General features: G+C 66.8%; 19 protein-coding genes. All 19 read left to right on the top strand.

What is annotated here, in order from left to right; translation table 11 throughout:
• Nucleotides 1–2 precede the first annotated feature (2 nt).
• Complete coding sequence (locus ACE3T2_RS19165; RefSeq protein WP_374660308.1) at nt 3–1,490, top strand: NADH-quinone oxidoreductase subunit M; 1,488 nt, start codon at nt 3–5, stop codon at nt 1,488–1,490.
• A 15-nt stretch (nt 1,491–1,505) separates the two neighbouring features.
• A complete protein-coding gene (gene nuoN, locus ACE3T2_RS19160) occupies nt 1,506–2,948 on the top strand; it encodes an NADH-quinone oxidoreductase subunit NuoN (protein ID WP_374660306.1) in 1,443 nt (480 codons plus the stop codon).
• Nucleotides 2,949–3,704 (top strand): biotin--[acetyl-CoA-carboxylase] ligase, encoded by a 756-nt coding sequence (locus ACE3T2_RS19155; protein WP_374660304.1) that lies wholly within the window; start codon nt 2,949–2,951, stop codon nt 3,702–3,704. It abuts the gene before it with no gap.
• Entirely contained in the window at nt 3,688–4,464 is a 777-nt protein-coding gene (locus ACE3T2_RS19150; RefSeq protein ID WP_374660302.1) for a type III pantothenate kinase, read from the top strand. Before ACE3T2_RS19155 ends, ACE3T2_RS19150 begins: the two co-directional genes overlap by 17 nt.
• Entirely contained in the window at nt 4,464–6,143 is a 1,680-nt protein-coding gene (locus ACE3T2_RS19145; RefSeq protein WP_374660300.1) for a ribonuclease J, read from the top strand. The genes ACE3T2_RS19150 and ACE3T2_RS19145 overlap by 1 nt, the downstream gene beginning before the upstream one ends.
• Nucleotides 6,144–6,197: 54 nt before the next feature.
• On the top strand, nt 6,198–6,620 hold the full coding sequence (mce, locus tag ACE3T2_RS19140) for a methylmalonyl-CoA epimerase (protein ID WP_374660298.1): 423 nt from the start codon (nt 6,198–6,200) through the stop codon (nt 6,618–6,620).
• Between the two features lie 108 nt (nt 6,621–6,728).
• Nucleotides 6,729–6,992 carry a DUF1467 family protein gene (locus ACE3T2_RS19135; RefSeq protein WP_374660296.1) on the top strand — a complete coding sequence of 88 codons (264 nt, stop codon included), beginning with the start codon at nt 6,729–6,731 and terminating at the stop codon, nt 6,990–6,992.
• A gap of 312 nt (nt 6,993–7,304) precedes the next feature.
• A complete protein-coding gene (locus ACE3T2_RS19130) occupies nt 7,305–8,606 on the top strand; it encodes a lipoprotein-releasing ABC transporter permease subunit (protein WP_374660294.1) in 1,302 nt (433 codons plus the stop codon).
• Nucleotides 8,599–9,285: an ABC transporter ATP-binding protein gene (locus tag ACE3T2_RS19125; protein ID WP_374660292.1), complete on the top strand. Its 687-nt coding sequence runs from the start codon at nt 8,599–8,601 to the stop codon at nt 9,283–9,285. Before ACE3T2_RS19130 ends, ACE3T2_RS19125 begins: the two co-directional genes overlap by 8 nt.
• Nucleotides 9,286–9,430: 145 nt before the next feature.
• On the top strand, nt 9,431–9,520 hold the full coding sequence (sidA, locus tag ACE3T2_RS19120) for a cell division inhibitor SidA (RefSeq protein WP_082531887.1): 90 nt from the start codon (nt 9,431–9,433) through the stop codon (nt 9,518–9,520).
• A 17-nt stretch (nt 9,521–9,537) separates the two neighbouring features.
• Nucleotides 9,538–12,981: a DNA polymerase III subunit alpha gene (gene dnaE / locus ACE3T2_RS19115; RefSeq protein WP_374660290.1), complete on the top strand. Its 3,444-nt coding sequence runs from the start codon at nt 9,538–9,540 to the stop codon at nt 12,979–12,981.
• 1 nt (nt 12,982) lies between these two features.
• Nucleotides 12,983–13,348: a VOC family protein gene (locus ACE3T2_RS19110; RefSeq protein WP_374660288.1), complete on the top strand. Its 366-nt coding sequence runs from the start codon at nt 12,983–12,985 to the stop codon at nt 13,346–13,348.
• 544 nt (nt 13,349–13,892) lie between these two features.
• Nucleotides 13,893–14,726 (top strand): 30S ribosomal protein S2, encoded by an 834-nt coding sequence (rpsB, locus tag ACE3T2_RS19105; protein ID WP_374660286.1) that lies wholly within the window; start codon nt 13,893–13,895, stop codon nt 14,724–14,726.
• A 95-nt stretch (nt 14,727–14,821) separates the two neighbouring features.
• Nucleotides 14,822–15,757 (top strand): translation elongation factor Ts, encoded by a 936-nt coding sequence (tsf, locus tag ACE3T2_RS19100; RefSeq protein WP_374660284.1) that lies wholly within the window; start codon nt 14,822–14,824, stop codon nt 15,755–15,757.
• Between the two features lie 98 nt (nt 15,758–15,855).
• Nucleotides 15,856–16,575 (top strand): UMP kinase, encoded by a 720-nt coding sequence (gene pyrH / locus ACE3T2_RS19095; RefSeq protein WP_374660282.1) that lies wholly within the window; start codon nt 15,856–15,858, stop codon nt 16,573–16,575.
• Between the two features lie 41 nt (nt 16,576–16,616).
• Nucleotides 16,617–17,183 (top strand): ribosome recycling factor, encoded by a 567-nt coding sequence (gene frr / locus ACE3T2_RS19090; protein ID WP_374660280.1) that lies wholly within the window; start codon nt 16,617–16,619, stop codon nt 17,181–17,183.
• A gap of 35 nt (nt 17,184–17,218) precedes the next feature.
• Complete coding sequence (locus ACE3T2_RS19085; protein ID WP_374660278.1) at nt 17,219–17,974, top strand: isoprenyl transferase; 756 nt, start codon at nt 17,219–17,221, stop codon at nt 17,972–17,974.
• Nucleotides 17,955–18,794, top strand: a complete 840-nt coding sequence (locus ACE3T2_RS19080; protein ID WP_374660276.1) for a phosphatidate cytidylyltransferase — start codon at nt 17,955–17,957, stop codon at nt 18,792–18,794. The genes ACE3T2_RS19085 and ACE3T2_RS19080 overlap by 20 nt, the downstream gene beginning before the upstream one ends.
• A partial coding sequence (gene dxr / locus ACE3T2_RS19075; RefSeq protein ID WP_374660274.1) for a 1-deoxy-D-xylulose-5-phosphate reductoisomerase occupies nt 18,782–19,802 on the top strand: 1,021 nt, incomplete at its 3' end. The genes ACE3T2_RS19080 and dxr, both read left to right, overlap by 13 nt.

The raw sequence follows: 19,802 nt of genomic DNA, 5'->3' as shown, positions 1-19,802 counted from the left end.
CCATGACCGGTATTCTCTCCCTGACGACCTTCACGCCGTTGATCGGCGTGGCGGCCATCCTGTTGCTCCGCGCCTCGCGGCCGTCGGACGATCCCAAGGCCGTGAACGCGGTCAAATGGATCGCGTTCGTCACCACTTTGGCGACCTTCGGCCTCTCGCTGCTGCTGGTCGGCCAGTACGATCCGTCGAACCCGGGCTTCCAGTTCCTGGAAGACCATGCCTGGTTCGCGGGCCTGCACTACCGCATGGGCGTGGACGGCATCTCGATCCTGTTCGTGCTGCTGACCGCGTTCCTCATGCCGATCTGTATCGCGGCGTCGTGGAACTCGATCGAAAAGCGCGTACCGGAATACATGGTCGCGTTCCTGGTGCTCGAGACCCTGGTCATCGGCGTGTTCTGCGCGCTCGACCTGGTGCTGTTCTACCTGTTCTTCGAGTTCGGTCTGGTTCCGATGTTCCTGATCATCGGCATCTGGGGCGGCAAGAACCGGGTCTACGCGGCCTACAAGTTCTTCCTCTACACCCTGCTCGGCTCGGTGCTGATGCTGGCGGCGATCCTGGTGATGATCGGCGTGGCCGGCACCTCGTCGATCCCCGAACTGATGACCTACAAGTTCGACGCCCACTTGCAGACCTGGCTGTGGCTGGCCTTCTTCGCCTCGTTCGCGGTGAAGATGCCAATGTGGCCGGTCCACACCTGGCTTCCCGACGCTCACGTCGAGGCGCCGACCGCCGGCTCGGTCATCCTGGCGGGCATCCTGCTGAAGATGGGCGGCTACGGCTTCCTGCGCTTCTCGCTGCCGATGTTCCCGATCGCGTCGGACTACTTCACGCCGCTGGTCTTCGCCCTCAGCGTGATTGCGGTGGTCTACACCTCGCTGGTCGCCTTCCGTCAGACCGACATCAAGAAGCTGATCGCCTATTCGTCCGTCGCGCACATGGGCTTCGTGACCATGGGCATCTTCGCCGGCAACGACGTCGGCGTGCAGGGCGCGATCTTCCAGATGCTGAGCCACGGGGTGATCTCGGGCGCGCTCTTCCTCTGCGTCGGGGTGGTCTACGACCGCATGCACACCCGCGAGATCGCCTTCTACGGCGGCCTGGTGAACCGTATGCCCTGGTACGCAGCGACCTTCATGCTCTTCACCATGGGCAATGTCGGCCTGCCGGGCACCTCGGGCTTCATCGGTGAAATCACCACCATGACCGGCGCCTATCATGTCTCCACCTGGACGGCGGTCGTCGCGGCCTCGGGGGTGATCTTCTCGGCGGTCTACGCCTTGACCCTCTACCGTCGCGTGGTGTTTGGCGAGATGACCAATCCAAAGCTGGCCGACATCACCGATCTGGACTGGCGCGAGGTGGCGATCTTCGCGCCCCTCATCGCCATGACCCTGTACCTCGGCGTCTATCCGGCCGCCGTCTTCGATCTGACCCAAGCTTCGGTCGACAGCCTCGCTGCGGCCTACAAAGCGGCCATCGGCGGGTGAGGACCTAAAAGTCACATGACCTTTTCTCAAGACCTCGCGCTCGCCGCGCCTGAACTGATCCTCGCCGTCGGCGCGCTCGGCCTGCTGGTGATCGGCGCCTTCGCGCCGCGCGCCACCACGGCCCTGATGCTGGCCTCGATCGCCGCGCTGCTGGTGGCCGCCTGGGCCGCGGCCGTCGGCCCGATCGGTCGCGGCTTCTCCGGCGGCATGATCTCCGACAACGCCTCGGCCTTCGCCAAGGTGGCGATCTACATCGCCAGCGCCATCGCCATTCTGCTCGGCCAGAAGTGGTTCGAGCGCAAGGCGATCCGCAACTTCGAGTTCCCAATCCTGGTGCTGCTGGCGGCGCTCGGCATGGGTATGATGGCCTCGGCCGGTGACCTGATCTCGCTCTATATGGGCGTCGAGCTGCACTCGTTGGCGCTCTACGTCCTGGCCGCGATGCACCGCGACAACGCCAAGGCGTCGGAAGCGGGCCTGAAGTACTTCGTGCTCGGCGCGCTCTCCTCGGGCCTGCTGCTCTACGGCGCCTCGCTGGTCTACGGCTTCGCCGGCTCGACCAAGTTCGACGAGATCGCGGTCGTGGTTCAGTCGGGCGCGGGCACCGGCGTGCTGTTCGGCCTGGTGTTCGTGATCTGCGGTCTGGCCTTCAAGGTCTCCGCCGCGCCGTTCCACATGTGGACCCCGGACGTCTACGAGGGCGCCCCGACCCCGGTCGTGGCCTTCTTCGCAGGCGCGCCGAAGCTGGCGGCCATGGTGCTGCTGGCCCGCGTCCTTTCGGAAGGTTTCGAGGGCGCGGCCGCACAATGGCGCCAGGTGCTGGTGCTCATCGCGCTGCTGTCGATCTTCGTCGGCGCATTCGCGGGCCTGGCGCAGAAGAACCTCAAGCGCCTGTGGGCCTATTCGTCGATCGCCAATGTCGGTTACGCGGTGCTGGGCTTGGCGGCGGGCAACGCCGAGGGCGTGCAGGCCATGCTGGTCTTCATGGTGCTCTACATGATCGACGTGACCGGCTTCTTCGCCTGCCTGACCGCACTGTCGCGCGAAGGTCGGGCGATGGAGACTATCGAGGACATGGCCGGGCTCTTCAAGGAGCGCCCGGGTCTGGCCCTGGCCATGACGGCGTTCTCGCTGTCGGCGCTGGGCCTGCCGCCGTTCTCGGGCTTCTGGGCGAAGTTTTATGTCTTCAAGGCGGCGTTGAACGTCGGTGAGCCGATGATCGTCACCGCCGCCGTGCTCGGCCTGGTCGGCAGCGTGGTCGCGGCCTTCTACTACCTGCGCCTGATCAAGGTGATGTGGTTCGACCCGGCTCCGGGCCGGGTCGACAAGGCGCCGGGCGAGGCTCAGGCCGTGGCGATAGGCGCGGCTGTATTCTCCTTCCCCGTCGTGCTGGGCGCGCTGATCTTCATCGATCCGCTGGCGAAGGCCGCGGCGGCCGCGTTCGGGCTCGCCTCCTAGGTGGCCGGCCACCCGCCGGTCGAAGCCTACGACGAACTGGACTCCACCAACGCCGAGGCGCGGCGACGCGCTGAGGCAGGGGAGGCCGGCCCCGTCTGGATCACGGCGCTGACGCAGACCGCGGGCCACGGCCGGCGTGGACGACCCTGGACGACCAGCACCGGCAACCTGGCCGCCACGCTGCTGATGACCACCGACAAGCCGCCAGTCGAAGCCGCCCAACTGTCGTTCGTGGCGGCCCTGGCCGCGGCGGAACTGGCGCTGACCTGCATCGGCCCCGGCGCGGCCCGTCTGAAGTGGCCCAACGACGTGATGGTGCACGGCCGCAAGGCGGTGGGCATCCTTATTGAATCCGGGACGCGCGCCGACGGGACCATCTGGCTGGCGGTCGGGATCGGCATCAACCTCGCCGAAGCGCCGACCGACGTCGAGCGGCCCGCCACATCCTTCGCCGAGCATATGGCCAGTCCGCCGCCCGCGCCGCTGGATGCGCTGGAGATTCTGGCCGCCCGCTTCGAGCACTGGCGCACGCTGTGGGCCGAAGAGGGCTTTGCGCCGATCGCCCGCGGCTGGACGGAGAACGCCCAGGGCCTGGGCCAGCCCTGCGAAGCGCGGCTGCCGAACCAGACGCTGCGGGGGATCGCCGAGGGCCTGGATCCCGACGGAGCGCTGCGGCTGCGTCTGGACGACGGGGCGGTGATGCGGATAACGGCGGGCGACGTCTTCTTTGGAGGTCCAGATGCTGCTGGCCATTGAGCAAGGCAACACCAACACCCTGTTCGCGGTCCATGACGGCGAGGCCTGGATCGCTCAGTGGCGCGCGGCGACCGACTCCAGCCGCACCGCTGACGAATACGCCGTGTGGCTCTCGCAACTGCTGCACATGGCCGGACTGCAGTTCGGCGTGCTGGACGCGTGCATCATCTCCAGCGTGGTGCCGCAGTCGATCTTCAACCTGCGCAACCTGGCCCGCCGGTACCTGCACGTGGAGCCTCTGGTCATCGGCGAGAACGCCGACCTCGGCATCCAGGTGCGGATCGACAAGCCGTCCGAGGCGGGGGCCGACCGCCTGGTCAATGCGCTCGGCGCGCACATCGTCTATCCGGGCGATCTGATCGTCATCGACAGCGGCACCGCCACCACCTTCGACGTGATCGCCGCGGACGGCGGTTTCGAGGGGGGTGTCATCGCGCCCGGCATCAACCTATCTATGGAAGCGTTGCACAGCGCGGCGGCGAAGCTGCCGCGCGTGGCCATCCAGAAACCGCAGAAGGTCGTCGGCACCGACACGGTCGGGGCGATGCAGTCGGGGGTGTTCTGGGGCTATGTCGCCCTCATCGAAGGGCTGATCGCCCGCATCAAGGCCGAACGCAGCAAACCGATGACGGTCATCGCAACCGGCGGCGTCGCTTCGCTGTTCCATGGGGCGACCCTGTCCATCGACCACTTCGACCCGGATTTGACGATCCGCGGTCTTCTCGAAATTCACCGCCGGAACACGGCGGCAAGGACGTAATGAAAGCAAAAGACCAAGACGAGCTCGTCTTCCTGCCTCTCGGCGGGTCGAACGAGATCGGCATGAATTTCAACCTCTACGGCTACGGCCCGGCGCATGCGCGCAAGTGGATCGTGGTCGACTTGGGGGTCACCTTCGGCGACCAGACGACGCCTGGCGTCGAGATCATCCTGCCGGACCCCGAATTCATCCGCGACTACGCGAAGGACATCGTCGGCATCGTGCTGACCCACGCGCATGAGGACCACATCGGCGCGGTGTCCTGGCTGTGGCCGCAACTGCGCGCACCGCTCTATGCGACCCCGTTCACCGCCTTCCTGCTGCGCGAAAAACTGCGCGAGAACGAGGAGTGCGCCGAGGCGGAGATCACCGAGATCCCGCTGAGCGGCAAGGTTCAGCTGGGGCCGTTCGAGGTCGAGTTGATCACTCTGACGCACTCGATCCCCGAGCCGAACGGGCTGGCGATCCGCACGCCGCTGGGCACGGTGCTGCACACCGGCGACTGGAAAATCGATCCCGATCCCGTCTTGGGCTCCACGACCGACGACGCAGCCATTAAGGCCCTCGGCGACGAAGGCGTCCTGGCCATGGTCTGCGATTCCACGAACGTCTTCGTGGACGGCGAGTCCGGCTCCGAAGCCGATGTTAAGGAAGCCCTGGCCGGCCTGATCGGCGGGCTCTCGGGCAAGGTGGCGGTCGCCTGTTTCGCGTCGAACGTGGCGCGCATGGACAGCGTGATCCGCGCGGCGGAAGCCGCCGGGCGCGGCGTCTGCCTGGTGGGCCGCTCGATGCATCGCATGGCCGCGGCCGCCAAATCGGTCGGTCTTCTGGAAGGCGTGCGGGAGTTCCTGTCCGAACAACAGGCCAGCTCGCTGCCTGAGAACGAGGTGCTGTTCCTCTGCACCGGAAGCCAGGGCGAGCCGCGCGCGGCGCTGTCGCGCATCGCCGACGGCTCGCATCCGCATGTGAAGCTGGGGGCGGGGGACGCCTGCGTCTTCTCCTCGCGGGTCATCCCAGGCAACGAGATCCCGATCCGCAACCTGCAGAACCGGCTCGCCGACCGCGGGGTGCGCCTCTACACCGAGCGCGACCATCCTGGCATCCACGTCTCGGGGCACCCGTGCCGGGACGAACTGGCGCAGATGTACGCCTGGGCGCGGCCGCAGATCGCCGTGCCGACCCATGGCGAGCGCCGCCACCTGCTGGAACACGCCGCCTTCGCCAAGGACCTGCAGATTCCGCAGTCGATCGCGCCGCGCAATGGCGACATGGTGCGTCTGGCGCCGGGCCGCGCGGAGATTGTCGACGAGGTTCCGGCCGGCCGGATCTATGTGGACGCCGGGGTGCTGACGCCCGAGAACGGCGACGCCCTGCGCGAGCGCCGCCACGCCGCCTACAACGGCGTGTTGGCGGTCAGCGTGGTGCTGGACGGTCGCGGCAAGATCGCCGCCGGGCCGCAGGTCCGCGCGCTGGGTCTGCCGGCGGACGAGGACTATCCGATGGACGAGGTGCTGGAAGACCTGGCCAAGGAGGCGGGCCAAGCCCTGGGCCGCCTGCAGGGCGAGGAGCGCGAGTTCGACGAAGAGGTCGAGACCGTGATGTCGCGCGCCGTAAAGAAGGCCAGCCAGCGCATCTGGGGCAAGCGTCCGGTCGTGGAAACCACGGTCCTGCGGATCTGAAGCCTTCCCCGGCGTGATCTCGCGCGGGCGCGCGAGCGGGTCTATACCGGTCGCATGATCGGAAGACTGAACCACGTCGGGGTCGCCACCCCCTCCATCGCCGAGTCCGTGAAGCTCTATCGCGACGTGCTGGGCGCGACCAATATCACCGAAACCAAGGCCATGCCGGAGCAGGGCGTCTATGTCTGCTTCGTCGACCTGCCTAACAGCCAGATCGAACTGATCGAGCCTCTGGGCGAGGATTCGCCGCTGGTCGGCTTCCTCGCCAAGAACCCGGCCGGCGGTCAGCACCACGTCTGTTTCGAAGTCGCCGACATCATCGCCGCGCGCGACGAGATGCGGGCCAAGGGCGCGACGGTGCTGGGCACGGGCGAGCCGCGGATCGGCGCGCACGGCACGCCGGTGATCTTCGTCCATCCGAAGAACATGGGCGGGGTGCTGGTCGAGCTGATGGAAAGCCCGAAGGACGCGCACTAGTCGCGGCGCGGTCATCTGCGGCGTTGATATCGGCGCGCTCTTGAGAGTAGGGAGCGGGAGAGGCGTCGTTCCGGCGCCTGGTTTCGGCTCTCGCGAGGAACGCCGCACATGAGCGTCTTCACTGGCATTGCGATCTATCTGACCATCTGGTGGACGGTGCTGTTCTCGGTCCTGCCTATCGGCGTCACCAGCCACGCCGAGGCGGGGATCGACAAGGGCGACGGCGGCGATCCGGGCGCGCCGGTCGACCCGAAGCTCAAGAAGAAGTTCATGACCACCACGATCATCTCGACCGTGCTGTGGGTGATCCTGTTCCTGGTGCTGCACTTCAAGATCATTCAATTGCCCGAGGTGCCGGCCAGCTGGCGATAGCCGATTAGGCGCCGCCGCGTCGATTTCGCACAGGTTTTGAGCGGCCGCCGGAAAGGTGTGGCCCTGCGGCGAACACCACGCGTCGGGCCGGCGTAACCTGCGTTACGTGTGAGCCAGACACCGGCGGAACCTTGGTCCGCTCGTGGCGTTTTCCCCGACACTTGAAGGCCGCCCAGGACTGGGCGGCCTTCTTTTCGCTTAGCTTTCATTGCAAAGCTGACGAACCGGGCTATCACGACGCGAGATCAGCGGGACGCTTCCTAAAAGCATGCATCGCAGCTTCTTCCCCCTTTCGGCCGGAGCGGTCCGGGCTTGAGCACGCAGAGCGCCAACGGGGCCTTGAACGGGCGCGCCCCGCCTTTCGGACAATGGGAACGCTCCGTCGCCGCCCGGTATCTGCGCGCCAAGCGCAGCCAGGGCGGGGTGGCGCTGATATCGATCATCTCGTTCATCGGCATCATGCTGGCCGTGGCGGTGCTGATCATCGTCATGAGCGTGATGAATGGCTTCCGGGCCGAGCTGTTGGGCCGGATCCTCGGCTTTAGCGGACACCTCTACGTGACCGGCGGGGTGCTGACAGATCCCAACCGCGACGCCGTGGTGAAGCGGCTCGCCGATCTTCCGGGCGTCATCCAGGTGACGCCGGTTGTCGAGGCCCAGGCCATGGCATTGGGCGCCGGCCAGATCAGCGGCGCCATCGTGCGGGGCGTGACGCCGGCCGACCTGAAGGCGACCAAGATCGTCTCCGGCAACATTACGCGTGGAACCATGGCCGGTTTCGGCGAGGGGGAGTACGGCGGCGACATGATCCTGGTCGGCGACCGGCTGGCCCAGACCCTGGGCCTCGGACCGGGTGACGAGCTCAGCCTGGTCTCACCGACCGGAGGGGCGACGGCGTTCGGCGCCACGCCCCTGCGCAAGACCTACACCATCGCCGGCACCTTCACGGTCGGCATGAGCGAGTACGACCAGGCCTTCATCTACATGCCGCTCGAGCAGGCCCAACTGTTCTTCGGCCGCGAGACCGGCGTCGACTATCTGGAAATGAAGATCGCCGATCCGGACAAGGCGACCGCGATGAAAGGCGACGTGGCGCGGGTCGCCGGCGGCGCGGCCCTGGTTACGGACTGGACGGAGAAGAACGCCGCGTATTGGGGCGCGCTCAAGGTCGAGCGCAACGTCATGCGCCTGATCCTGATGATGCTGGTCGCGATCGCGGCCATGAACATCATCTCCGGGCTGGTCATGCTGGTGAAGAACAAGGGCCGGGACATCGCCATCCTGCGCACCATGGGGGCGGGGCAGGGCTCGATCCTGCGGATATTCTTCATGGCCGGCGCCTCGGTCGGGGTGCTGGGCACCTTGGCGGGCCTCGCGATCGGATCGCTGTTCTGCATCTACATCGGCGAGATCCAGCAGTTCGTGGAGTGGGTCACCGGCGCCCAGGTCTTCAATTCAGACGTCTACTTCCTGACCCGCATTCCCGCGAAGATCGACTGGCGAGAGGTGGGGATCATCACCTTCTGGGCGCTGGCCATGTCGTTCCTGGCGACGCTGCCGCCCGCCTGGCGCGCCTCGCGCCTCGATCCGGTGGAGGCCCTTCGCTATGAGTGATCCGGTCCTCTCGATCCGCGGCCTGCGCCGGACTTACAAGAGCGGCGACAAGACCCTGACGGTGTTGAACGGCGTCGACATCGACGTGCGCCCAGGCGAGATCGTCGGACTGATCGGCCCGTCCGGCTCGGGCAAGTCCTCGCTGCTGCACGCGGCCGGGCTGCTGGAACACCCCGACGCGGGCCAGATCGTCGTCGAGGGGCGCGACTGCTCCAACCTGAGCGACCGTCAGCGCACGCGCGTACGGCTGGCCACGATCGGCTTCGTCTACCAGGCCCATCACCTGTTGGCGGAGTTCACCGCGCTCGACAACGTCGCCCTGCCGCAGATGATCGCGGGACGCGCACGCAAGGCGGCGCGGTCGCGCGCGGCGAGTCTTCTGTCGAACCTTGGCTTGGCCGAACGGGTCGATCATCAGCCAGCCCAGATGTCCGGCGGCGAGCAGCAGCGGGTGGCCATCGCCCGCGCCCTGGCCAACGCGCCTCGGTTGCTGCTGGCCGACGAGCCGACCGGCAATCTGGACCCCCATACCTCGGCCTCGGTGTTCGAGAGCCTCTATGCCCTGGCGCGCCAGGAGGGCGTCGCGGCCCTGGTCGCGACACACAACCTCGAACTGGCCAGGCATATGGATCGGGTCGTCGCCCTGAAAGACGGCCATCTGGAGGAGCAGCGGCTCTAGCTGGCCGCTCGTCCCAAGCGAACTTCAACGAGCGACAAGCGGTTCGAAGCGCCGCGACCTGCGCTGCGAATCCAAACCGCTTGACGGTGAGAACAAAACAAGAAATAAGAACAAGAACGGAACATCCACAACGAGGACGCCGCAGATGGTTCGCTTGGCTCGGGAATCGCTGGCCTTTGTATCGGTCGCAGGGTTTGTCTGGATGATGTGCGCCGTGGCCCAGTTGGCCGCCTGACATGCGGAGGTGATTAGGTGAGCGAGACGGCGGTGAGCGAAGGGTTCGTCCACCTGCGGGTCCGCTCGGCCTATTCACTGCTGGAGGGCGCGATCAAGGCCGAGAAGGTCAGCGGTCTAGCGAAGGCGGCGGAGATGCCGGCGGTGGCCCTGACAGATCGGGCCAATCTCTACGGCGCGCTGGAATTCTCGGTGACCTCCAAGGACGCCGGCGTCCAGCCCATTGTCGGTTGCGCCTTGCCCGTGACCGGAATCGGCGGCGGCCAGAGCGAGCGGTGGGCCAAGATCCCCACCATCGTGCTGCTGGCCCAGAGCGAGGCGGGCTATCTGAATCTCAGCGAGCTGTCTTCGCTCTGCTACCTGGAATCCGACGGTTCGGAAGATGTGTCGGTCCCCTGGTCGAAGGTGGCCGAGCACGCGGATGGCCTGATCCTGCTGTCGGGCGGGGTCGATGGGCCGGTCGATCCGCTGTTCGCGGCCGGCAAGACCGCCGAGGGAGATGCGGCCCTGGCCGAAATGGCGCGGGCGTTCGGCGACCGCTTCTACATCGAACTGCAGCGGCACGGCCTGCCGGCCCAAGCGGCGGCGGAGGGCGGTCTCGTCGCCTACGCCTACGAGCACGACATCCCGCTGGTCGCCACCAACGACGTCTATTTCGCCAAGCCGTCGATGTACGAGGCGCATGAGGCGCTCCTGTGCATCGCCGACGGCGCCTTTATCAGTCAGGACGAGCGGCGGCGGGTGACGCCCGAGCACTGGTTCAAGCCGGCCGCCGACATGCGCGCGTTGTTCGCCGACCTGCCGGAAGCCTGCGACAACACCCTGGATATCGCGCGGCGCTGCGCCTTCATGGTCAAGAAGCGCAATCCGATCCTGCCGCGCTTCGACACCGGCGCCGGCCGCTCAGAGGCCGACGAACTGGCGCACCAGGCCCGAGAGGGGCTGAAGATGCGCATCGCGGCTGGCCAGGCAGGCGCCCTGCCGGTCGAGGACTACGAGGCGCGGCTGGAGCGCGAGATCGGGATCATCAGCCAGATGGGGTTCCCTGGCTACTTCCTGATCGTTTCGGACTTCATCAAGTGGGCCAAGGCTCACGATATCCCGGTCGGACCGGGGCGGGGGTCGGGCGCCGGCTCTCTGGTGGCCTACGCCCTGACGATCACCGACCTGGATCCGCTCCGCTACGGTCTGCTGTTCGAGCGCTTTCTGAATCCGGAGCGGGTCTCGATGCCCGACTTCGATATCGACTTCTGCCAAGAGCGCCGCGAAGAAGTCATCAGCTACGTCCAGCAGCATTACGGCCGCGACCGCGTGGCGCAGATCATCACCTTCGGCACCCTGCAGGCGCGCGCCGTGCTGCGCGATGTCGGCCGGGTGCTGCAGCTGCCGCTGGGTCTGGTCGACCGCCTGGCCAAGATGGTGCCGGCCAATCCAGCCAACCCGGTGACCCTGGCGAAGGCCATCGAGATCGAGCCGCGCCTGCAGCAGGCCAAGGAAGAGGACGAGGCGGTCAAGCAGCTGCTCGAAACGGCGCTGCAACTGGAAGGTCTCTACCGGAACGCCTCGACCCACGCCGCCGGGGTGGTGATTGGGGACCGGCCCCTGACCGAGCTAACGCCGCTCTATCGCGATCCGCGGTCCGAGCTGCCGGCCACCCAGTTCAACATGAAGTGGGTCGAGAGCGCGGGCTTGGTGAAGTTCGACTTCCTCGGCCTGAAGACGCTGACGGTCATCGACCGGGCGCTGAAGTTCATGCGCAAGCGCGGCGAGCACATCGACTTCTCGACCGTCGCCCTTGATGACGAGGGCGCCTACGAAGTGATGTCCAGCGGGGGCACCGTGGGGGTGTTCCAGCTGGAAGGCCAGGGCATGCGCGACACCCTGCGTCAGTTGCGGCCGGGTTCGCTGGAAGACGTCACCGCCGTGGTGTCGCTCTACCGGCCGGGTCCGATGGACAACATCCCGGCCTTCATCGACTGCAAGTTCGGCCGGCGCGAGATCGACTACATGCACCCGAGCCTGGAGCCGGTGCTGAAGGAGACCTACGGCATCATCGTCTACCAGGAACAGGTGATGCAGATCGCCCAGATCCTGGCTGGCTACAGCCTCGGCGAAGCGGACCTGCTGCGCCGGGCGATGGGCAAGAAGAAGAAAGAGGAGATGGACCAGCAGCGCGCGCGGTTCGTCTCGGGCGCGGAGGCCAAGGGCGTACCAGGCCAGCAAGCTGGCGCGATCTTTGATCTCGTGGACAAGTTCGCGGGCTACGGTTTCAACAAGAGCCACGCGGCCGCCTATGCCTATGTCTCGTACCAGACGGCCTGGCTGAAGGCGAATGCGCCCGTCGAGTTCTTCGCCGCGTCGATGAGCCTCGATATCTCCAACACCGACAAGCTGGCGGTCTTCTACCAGGACGCCAAGCGCTTCGGGGTGAAGGTGCGCAGCCCGGACGTGAACCTCTGCGCAGCCGACTTCGAGGTCGAGAACGGCGAAGTGCTGTACGCGCTGGGCGGCATCCGCAACGTGGGCCTGCAGGCCATGGAGCACGTCGTGGAGGTTCGCAAGGAAGGCGGCCCGTTCCGGGACATCTTTGACTTCGTCGAGCGCGTCGACCCAAAGCAGGTCAACAAGCGAGCCTTCGAGACCCTGGCGCGTGCCGGTGCGTTCGACAGCCTGGGCATGGACCGCGCACAGCTGGTCGCGGCCGCCGACGTCCTTGTCGGTTACGGTCAGACGATCGCCGCGGATCGGGCCTCGTCGCAAGGCTCGCTGTTCGGGGGCGACCAGGCCGAGGCGCAGCGGCCGCGCATACCGAAGGCTGACCCTTGGACGCCGGTCCAGCGACTCGACGAGGAGCTGGCGGCGGTGGGCTTCTACCTGTCGGGCCACCCCCTGGACGACATGGTCGCGGCGCTGCGCCGCCGCCGCACCGATCTTCTGGCCGACGTGATCCCCAAGGCCGAGGCGGGGGCCGAGGCCTTCCGCATGGCCGGGGTGGTGCGCCGCAAGCAGGAACGCGCCTCGCAATCGAGCGGCGAGAAGTTCGCATTTGTGACGCTGTCCGACCCGACCGGAGAGTATGAGGTGCTGTTCCCGCCTGAATCGCTGCGCAAGTGCCGAGATTTGCTCGAGCCAGGCAAGGCGGTGGCGATCAAGGTCCGCGCCAAGGCTCGTGACGGCGAAGTGCGGTTCTTCGGCGACGACGCGGAGCCTGTGGACAAGGCTGTGGAGAACGCCGTGGCCGGGTTGCGCGTCCACGTCGCGCCGCGCAGCGCAGAGATTGAGGCGCTGAAGCGCCGGCTTGAGAATGTCGGCAACCCGCGGGGCGGGGAGATCATCCTGGTGGCCAATGTCGAGCGCGGCCGCGAGGTGGAGCTGAAGCTGCCGGGCCGCTTTACCCTGGATGCGTCCGTGCGCGGCGCCTTGAAGACGGCCCCGGGAGTGATGTTCGTCGAGGACATCTGACATGCTGGGACATGTGTCCTTCGGCGTGAAGGATCTGGCCAGGGCGCGGGCCTTCTACGACGCAGTCCTTGCACCGATCGGTTGGGTGCGGCTGTGGGAGGGGAAGGGCTTGGGGTATGGCCCGCCGGGCGGCGGCGAAAAGCTCAATCTGTTCCAGCACGACGACGCCCGGCCGCCGGGACCGGGCTTTCACCTGGCGTTCGATGCGCCGGACCGTGCGGCGGTGAACGCCTTTCATAGCGCGGCGCTGGCCAATGGCGGGAAGGACTGCGGGCCGCCCGGCCTGCGCCCGCACTACGGGCCAGACTATTACGCGGCCTTCGTGGTCGATCCGGATGGCCATCGGCTGGAAGCCGTGCGCCAGTAGGCTTCAGCGCTTGTAGAAGTCGACATAACCACGAGGCTTAGGCGGATCCGAATAGACGCTGGACCCTTGATAGGGCCGATAGGGCTTGAACGTCGGCGGGTCTGGCATCCGCGGGGGCTCGGGTGCGCGTGGCGGCGGGGGCGTGGCGATGGTGTAGGACGGCTGGCGCCGCAGCGTGGGCTCCGCGGGCGGGGGCGCATAGAAAGGACGTGGCGCAGGCGGCGTTGCCCCGAACGTTCCCGTCGAAGGCCGCAGCGGGCCGGCGTGCGGTTGAAGCGGCCCTGGGGCCAGGAGGGCTAAGCCGATCGCCATGATAGGTGTCATGTTCCCCTCCGATGCAGCTTATGGATGAGCGAGAACGCTGTCCCGTGCAAGCGCCTCTCGGCGTCGGGGCTTGCATTTGCGTGCGTAAGCCCCTATTTGGCCCCGCATTCCACACGCAGGTGTTTGGCGACGGATGGGGAGACATCCCACCGTATCCATTCCGGTCCCCAGAGATGGGGGTTTGCCTGCGGAGGTTAACCGGAAAAAGGACGAAAAGCCGATGGCGCTTCCTGAATTCTCCATGCGTCAGCTCCTGGAAGCTGGCGCCCACTTCGGCCACCAGACCCATCGCTGGAACCCGAAGATGGACCGCTACATCTTCGGTTCGCGGTCGAACATCCACATCATCGACCTGTCGCAGTCGATTCCGCTGCTGCACCAAGCCCTGGTGAAGGTGCGCGAAGTCGCCGCCTCGGGCGGTCGCGTGCTGTTCGTCGGCACCAAGCGCCAGGCTTCCGAGCCGGTGGCCATCGCCGCCAAGCGCAGCGCCCAGTACTACGTGAACCACCGTTGGCTGGGCGGCACGCTCACCAACTGGCGCACCGTGTCTGGCTCGATCGCGCGCCTGCGTGAGCTGGAAGGCCTGCTGGACGGCGAAGGCCAGGGGCGGGGCAAGAAGGAACTGCTGCAGATGACGCGCGAGCGCGACAAGCTCGAGCTGTCGCTGGGCGGCATCAAGGACATGGGCGGCATTCCGGACCTGATGTTCGTGATCGACACCAACAAGGAAGCGATCGCGATCCAGGAAGCCCGCAAGCTGAACATCCCGGTCATCGCGATCCTGGACACCAACTGCGATCCGGACGGCATCACCTATCCGATCCCGGGCAACGACGACGCCGCCCGCGCGATCCAGCTGTACTGCGATCTGATGGCCGACGCCGTCCTCGACGGCCTGGCCGCGGGCCAATCGGCCGCCGGCGTGGACCTGGGCGCTTCGGTGGCCCCGGTCGAGCCGACCCTGGCCCGAGAGCTTTCGCCGGAGCCGCAAGCGGCCCCGGCCGTCGAGGCCCCCGCCGCCGAGGCTTCGGCCGAGGACCAACAACAAGCCTAAGAACGCTCCGGCGTTCCGCAGCTTGACGTCAAACGATCATGGCCGGGCCCTATCAGGGTCCGGTCAAACCCATTCTGACTGATAAGGAGCTGACCATGGCGGAGATCACCGCTGCGCTGGTCAAGGACCTGCGCGAAAAGTCCGGCGCTGGCATGATGGACTGCAAGAAGGCCTTGCAGGAAAACAACGGCGACATGGAAGCGGCCGTCGATTGGCTGCGCACCAAGGGCCTCTCGAAGGCTGCGAAGAAGTCTGACCGCGCCGCGGCCGAAGGCCTGGTGGCCGGCAAGCTCAGCGCGGACGGCAAGACCGGCGTGCTGGTCGAGCTGAACGCCGAGACCGACTTCGTGTCGAAGAACGAGCTGTTCCAGAACGCCGCCCGCGACTTCGCGGACGTCGGCCTGACCATCGAAGGCGTTGACGCCATCACCGCGGCCAAGACGGCCAAGGGCGAGGTCGTCAGCGACGTGATCACCAACCTGATCGCGACCATCGGCGAGAACATGCGTCTGCGTCGTTCGGCCCGTCTGTCGGTCGAGCAAGGCGCCGTGGCCCTCTACCTGCACAACGCGCAGGGCGAAGGCGTCGGCCGTCTGGGCGTGCTCGTGGCTCTGGAAGGCGCTGGCGATCAGGCCGTGCTGAAAGAAGTCGGGCGCAAGATCGCTCTGCACGTCGCCGGCACCCCGACTCCGCCGCTGGCTCTGAACGAGGGCGATCTCGATCCGGCCGCCGTCGAGAAGGAAAAGAAGTTCCTGACCGACCAGGCGCTGGAATCGGGCAAGCCGCTGGCCGTCGTCGAGAAGATGATCGAAGGCCGGATCCGCAAGTGGCAGGAAGAAGTGGTTCTGCTCAAGCAGCCCTTCGTCATGAACCCGGATCAGACCATCGAGCAACTGATCGCCGAAACCGCCAAGGAAACGGGCGCGCCGGTGGCCGTGAAGGCGTTCGTGCGCTTCGCCCTGGGTGAAGGCGTGGAAAAGAAGGTCGATGACTTCGCCGCGGAAGTGGCGTCGATGACCGGCCAGGGCTGATTTCAGCCCGAAGCAACGGCCCAGGGGCGCCGTGCGTTCGACGCGCACGGCGCCCTTGGTTTATGTAGTAACAGCCAGATTCTCGACGGAACCCGCCGATGCCCGACGCACAGCCCCGCTACAAGAAAATCCTCTTGAAGATGTCGGGCGAGGTGCTGATGGGCGACTCGCTGTTCGGCATCGACACCAAGACGATCGAGGCCGTCGCCGAGGACATCAAGGAAGTGGTCGATCACGGGATCGAGCTCTGCCTGGTGATCGGGGGCGGCAACATCTTCCGCGGCGTATCGCTGGCCGGGAAGGGCATGGACCGCGCCAACGCCGATTACATGGGCATGCTGGCCACCGTGATGAACGCCCTGGCGCTGCAGGGCGCGCTCGAGAAGATCGGCGTCTACACCCGCGTGCAGTCGGCCATCCCGATGGAAGCGGTCTGCGAACCCTACATCCGCCGCCGCGCCCTGCGGCACCTGGAGAAAGGCCGGGTGGTGATCTTCGCCGCTGGCCTGGGCGCCCCGTTCTTCACGACCGATACGCCCGCGGCCCTGCGTACGGCCGAGATGGGGTGCGACGCGCTCTTCAAGGGCACCAGCGTGGATGGCGTCTACACCGCCGATCCGAAGAAGGATCCGAGCGCGCAGCGCTACGAGACCCTCAGCTATCAGGAGGTCCTGGCCAAGGACCTGCGGGTGATGGACGCCTCGGCCATCGCCCTGATGCGTGACAACAAGATCCCGATCGTGGTCTTTTCGATCCGCGAGCGGGGCAACTTCCTCAAGGTTTTGAAGGGGCAGGGCGTCTTTACGACCATCGCCTGACGCTTCACGAGAGTTACACGAGAAATCCAGGAGAAATCGCCATGGCTGCTGGGGAAAAGCCGGTTCTGTCGAAATACCGGGACCGCATGGACAAGGCGTTCGCCGCGCTGAAGGAAGAGTTCGCCAGCCTGCGCACAGGCCGCGCTTCGGCCAGCCTGCTGGACCAGGTGATGGTCGAGGCCTACGGCTCGACCGTGCCGATCAACCAGGTCGGCGCCGTCAGCGTGCCCGAGCCGCGCTCGATCAGCGTCAACATCTGGGACCGCGGTCTGGTTGTCTCGGTCGAGAAGGCCATCCGCAATTCCGGCCTGGGCCTGAACCCGGTCGTCGATGGCCAGAGCCTGCGAATCCCGATCCCGCCGCTCACCGAGGAGCGCCGCAAGGAGATCGCCAAGATGGCGGGCAAGTACGCCGAGCAACAGAAGGTGGCCATTCGCAACGTCCGCCGCGACGCCAACGACGACCTGAAGAAGGCCGAGAAGGACAGCGTCATCACCCAGGACGAGCTGCACCGTATGGAAGGCGAGGTGCAGAAGTTTACCGACGAGACGATCAAGCGCGTCGACGAAGCCTTGAAAACCAAAGAACAAGAGATCATGCAGATTTAGTCCGCCGATCTCGGTTGAGGACGAACGGGAACCCGATGGCCGCTAGCGATCAACAGCAGGCCGCGCCGCACGCGCCACTGCACGTGGCGATCGTGATGGACGGCAATGGCCGCTGGGCCAAACGTCGCGGCCTGCCGCGGCAGGTGGGCCACCCCAAGGGGGTGGATGCGATCCGCCGCGTGGTCGAGGCGGCGCCCGCCCAGGGCGTCCGCTGGCTGACCCTTTACGCCTTCTCGACCGAGAACTGGCGCCGGCCGGCCGGCGAGGTCGCCGAGGTCATGCGGCTGCTGAAACTCTATGTGAACTCCGACCTCGAGAAGCTGGCGCGGGAAGGCGTGAAGGTGCGCATCCTCGGCCGTCGCGCCGGCCTGCCGCCGGATGTCGCCGAGATCGTCGAGCGCGCCGAGCGCCAGACCGCGCATAACGACCGCTTCTTCCTGCAGGTTGCGTTCAACTACGGCGGCCGTGCGGACATCGTCGACGCGGCCAAGGCCCTGGCCGCCGAGGTCGCCGCTGGCCGCCTTTCGCCCGATGCGATCACGGAAGATCAGCTGGGCGCGGTGCTGTCGACGGGCGGCGTTCCGGATCCGGACCTGGTGATCCGCACCAGCGGCGAACAGCGCCTCTCCAATTTCCTGTTGTGGGAGAGCGCGTATTCGGAGCTCGTCTTCCAGGACGTGCTCTGGCCCGACTACGGCGCCGACCATCTGCGGGCGGCCATCGAAGAGTTTCACAAGCGCGAGCGGCGCTACGGCGGCGCCGTGGCCGATAATGTCCTTGCCACAGGCTAGACGCTTCGACTGGTCCAATCTGGGCATCCGCGTCGCCTCGGCCACGGTTCTCGTGCCCGCGGTCCTCGGCGCGGTCTGGTTCGCCGACATGCCGGGGCTGCGCTGGCTGTTCCTCGTGCTCGTCGCCGTCGCAGTGGCCCTGCTCGCCATCGAGTGGGGCGCAATGACCGCGCCGAACGCGCCGGTGCGGGTCTCCACGGCCCTGACTGTCGCGGTGTTGGCGGCCGCCTTTCTCGCCTTCCAGCATCATATGGTGCTGGCCTGGGGTGCGGTGGCGCTCGGGGCTCTTGCTGCTGCGCTGGTGGCGCGCGGGGTGTCGGAGCGGCCCACCAACGCGGCCTTTGGCGTGATCTACCTGGCGATTCCGGTCGTCTGCATCATCTGGTTGCGCGGGATGCCTGAGGGGCGTCAGTGGACGGTGCTGCTGTTCGCCGTGGCCTGGGCCGCGGACATCGCCGCGTTTGCGGTCGGCAGCGCGCTCAAGGGCCCCAAGCTCTGGCCTCGGTTCTCGCCCAACAAGACCTGGTCTGGCTTCTTCGGGGGGTTGGCCGCGGCGGCCGGGGCGGGAGCGGCCATGGCGGCCTTCAGCGCCATCGTGCTCAGCGTGCAGGCAGGCGCTCTGATCGGGCTGGTGGCGGGCCTGGCGACCATGGCGGGCGACCTCTGGGAATCCATGCTCAAGCGCCGCTTCGGCGTGAAGGATTCGGGCGACCTGATTCCCGGTCACGGCGGCCTGCTGGACCGCGTCGACGGGCTGATGTTCGCCGCCGTAGTGCTGGCCGTGGCCCGGCTCATCAATCATTGGGGATGGGCGCATTGACCTTGCCTCGCCGCGTCAGCGTTCTGGGATCGACCGGTTCGGTCGGCGTCTCCACCCTCGATCTGCTCGACAAGGCGCGCGCGGAAGTCGAGGTCGCCGCGCTCACCGCAGGTCGAAATGTCGAGCGGCTGGCCGAGCAAGCCCTACGCTGGCGCCCCAAGCTCGCGGTCATCGAGGATGAGGCCAAGCTCGCCGAACTGCGCGACCGGCTGAGGGGCTCGGGAGTGGCGACCGCCGCCGGCGCCAGCGCCGTCGCCGAGGCGGCCGCCGGCGAGGCCCAATGGGTGATGTCGGCGATCGTCGGCTTTGCGGGCCTTGCCCCCACCATGGCCGCGGCGAAGGCCGGCGCCATCGTCGCCCTGGCGAACAAGGAGAGCCTGGTCTGCGCCGGCCCCTCGCTGCTGCGTACGGCGAAGTTCGCCGGCGGAGCGGTGATACCCGTCGATTCCGAGCATTCGGCGATCTTCCAGGTGCTGGATCCGATGAACGCCCAGCATGTGGCGCGCCTGATCCTCACCGCGTCCGGCGGCCCGTTCCGCACCTGGAGCCTGGAGCAGATGGCGCATGCGACGCCGGAGCAAGCGGTCGCCCATCCGAAATGGGACATGGGCGTGAAGATCTCGATCGATTCCGCGACCATGATGAACAAGGGCCTCGAGATGATCGAGGCCGCCTATCTCTTCTCGATGCCGGCCGAGCGCGTCGACGTGCTGGTCCATCCGCAGTCGATCGTTCACAGCCTCGTCGAATATGCCGACGGCTCGACCCTGGCCCAGCTCGGCCCACCGGACATGCGGACTCCGATCGCCTGCGCTTTCGCCTGGCCAGATCGCCTGCCGTGGCCCGCGCCGAAGCTCGATCTGGCCGCCGCGGGGCAACTAACCTTCGAAGAACCGGACCTGCGCCGTTTTCCCGCCTTGAAGATCGCCAAAGAAGCATTGGCGGCCGGTGGGGCCGCGCCTGCGGTGATGAACGCCGCCAACGAGGTCGCCGTGGCCGCCTTCCTTG

It is taken from the genome of Phenylobacterium sp. (genome assembly GCF_041919955.1).
Classification (GTDB): Bacteria; Pseudomonadota; Alphaproteobacteria; order Caulobacterales; family Caulobacteraceae; genus Phenylobacterium.
Note: the sequence above shows the minus strand (reverse complement) of the source record. Positions and strands in the feature narration are given on the sequence as shown.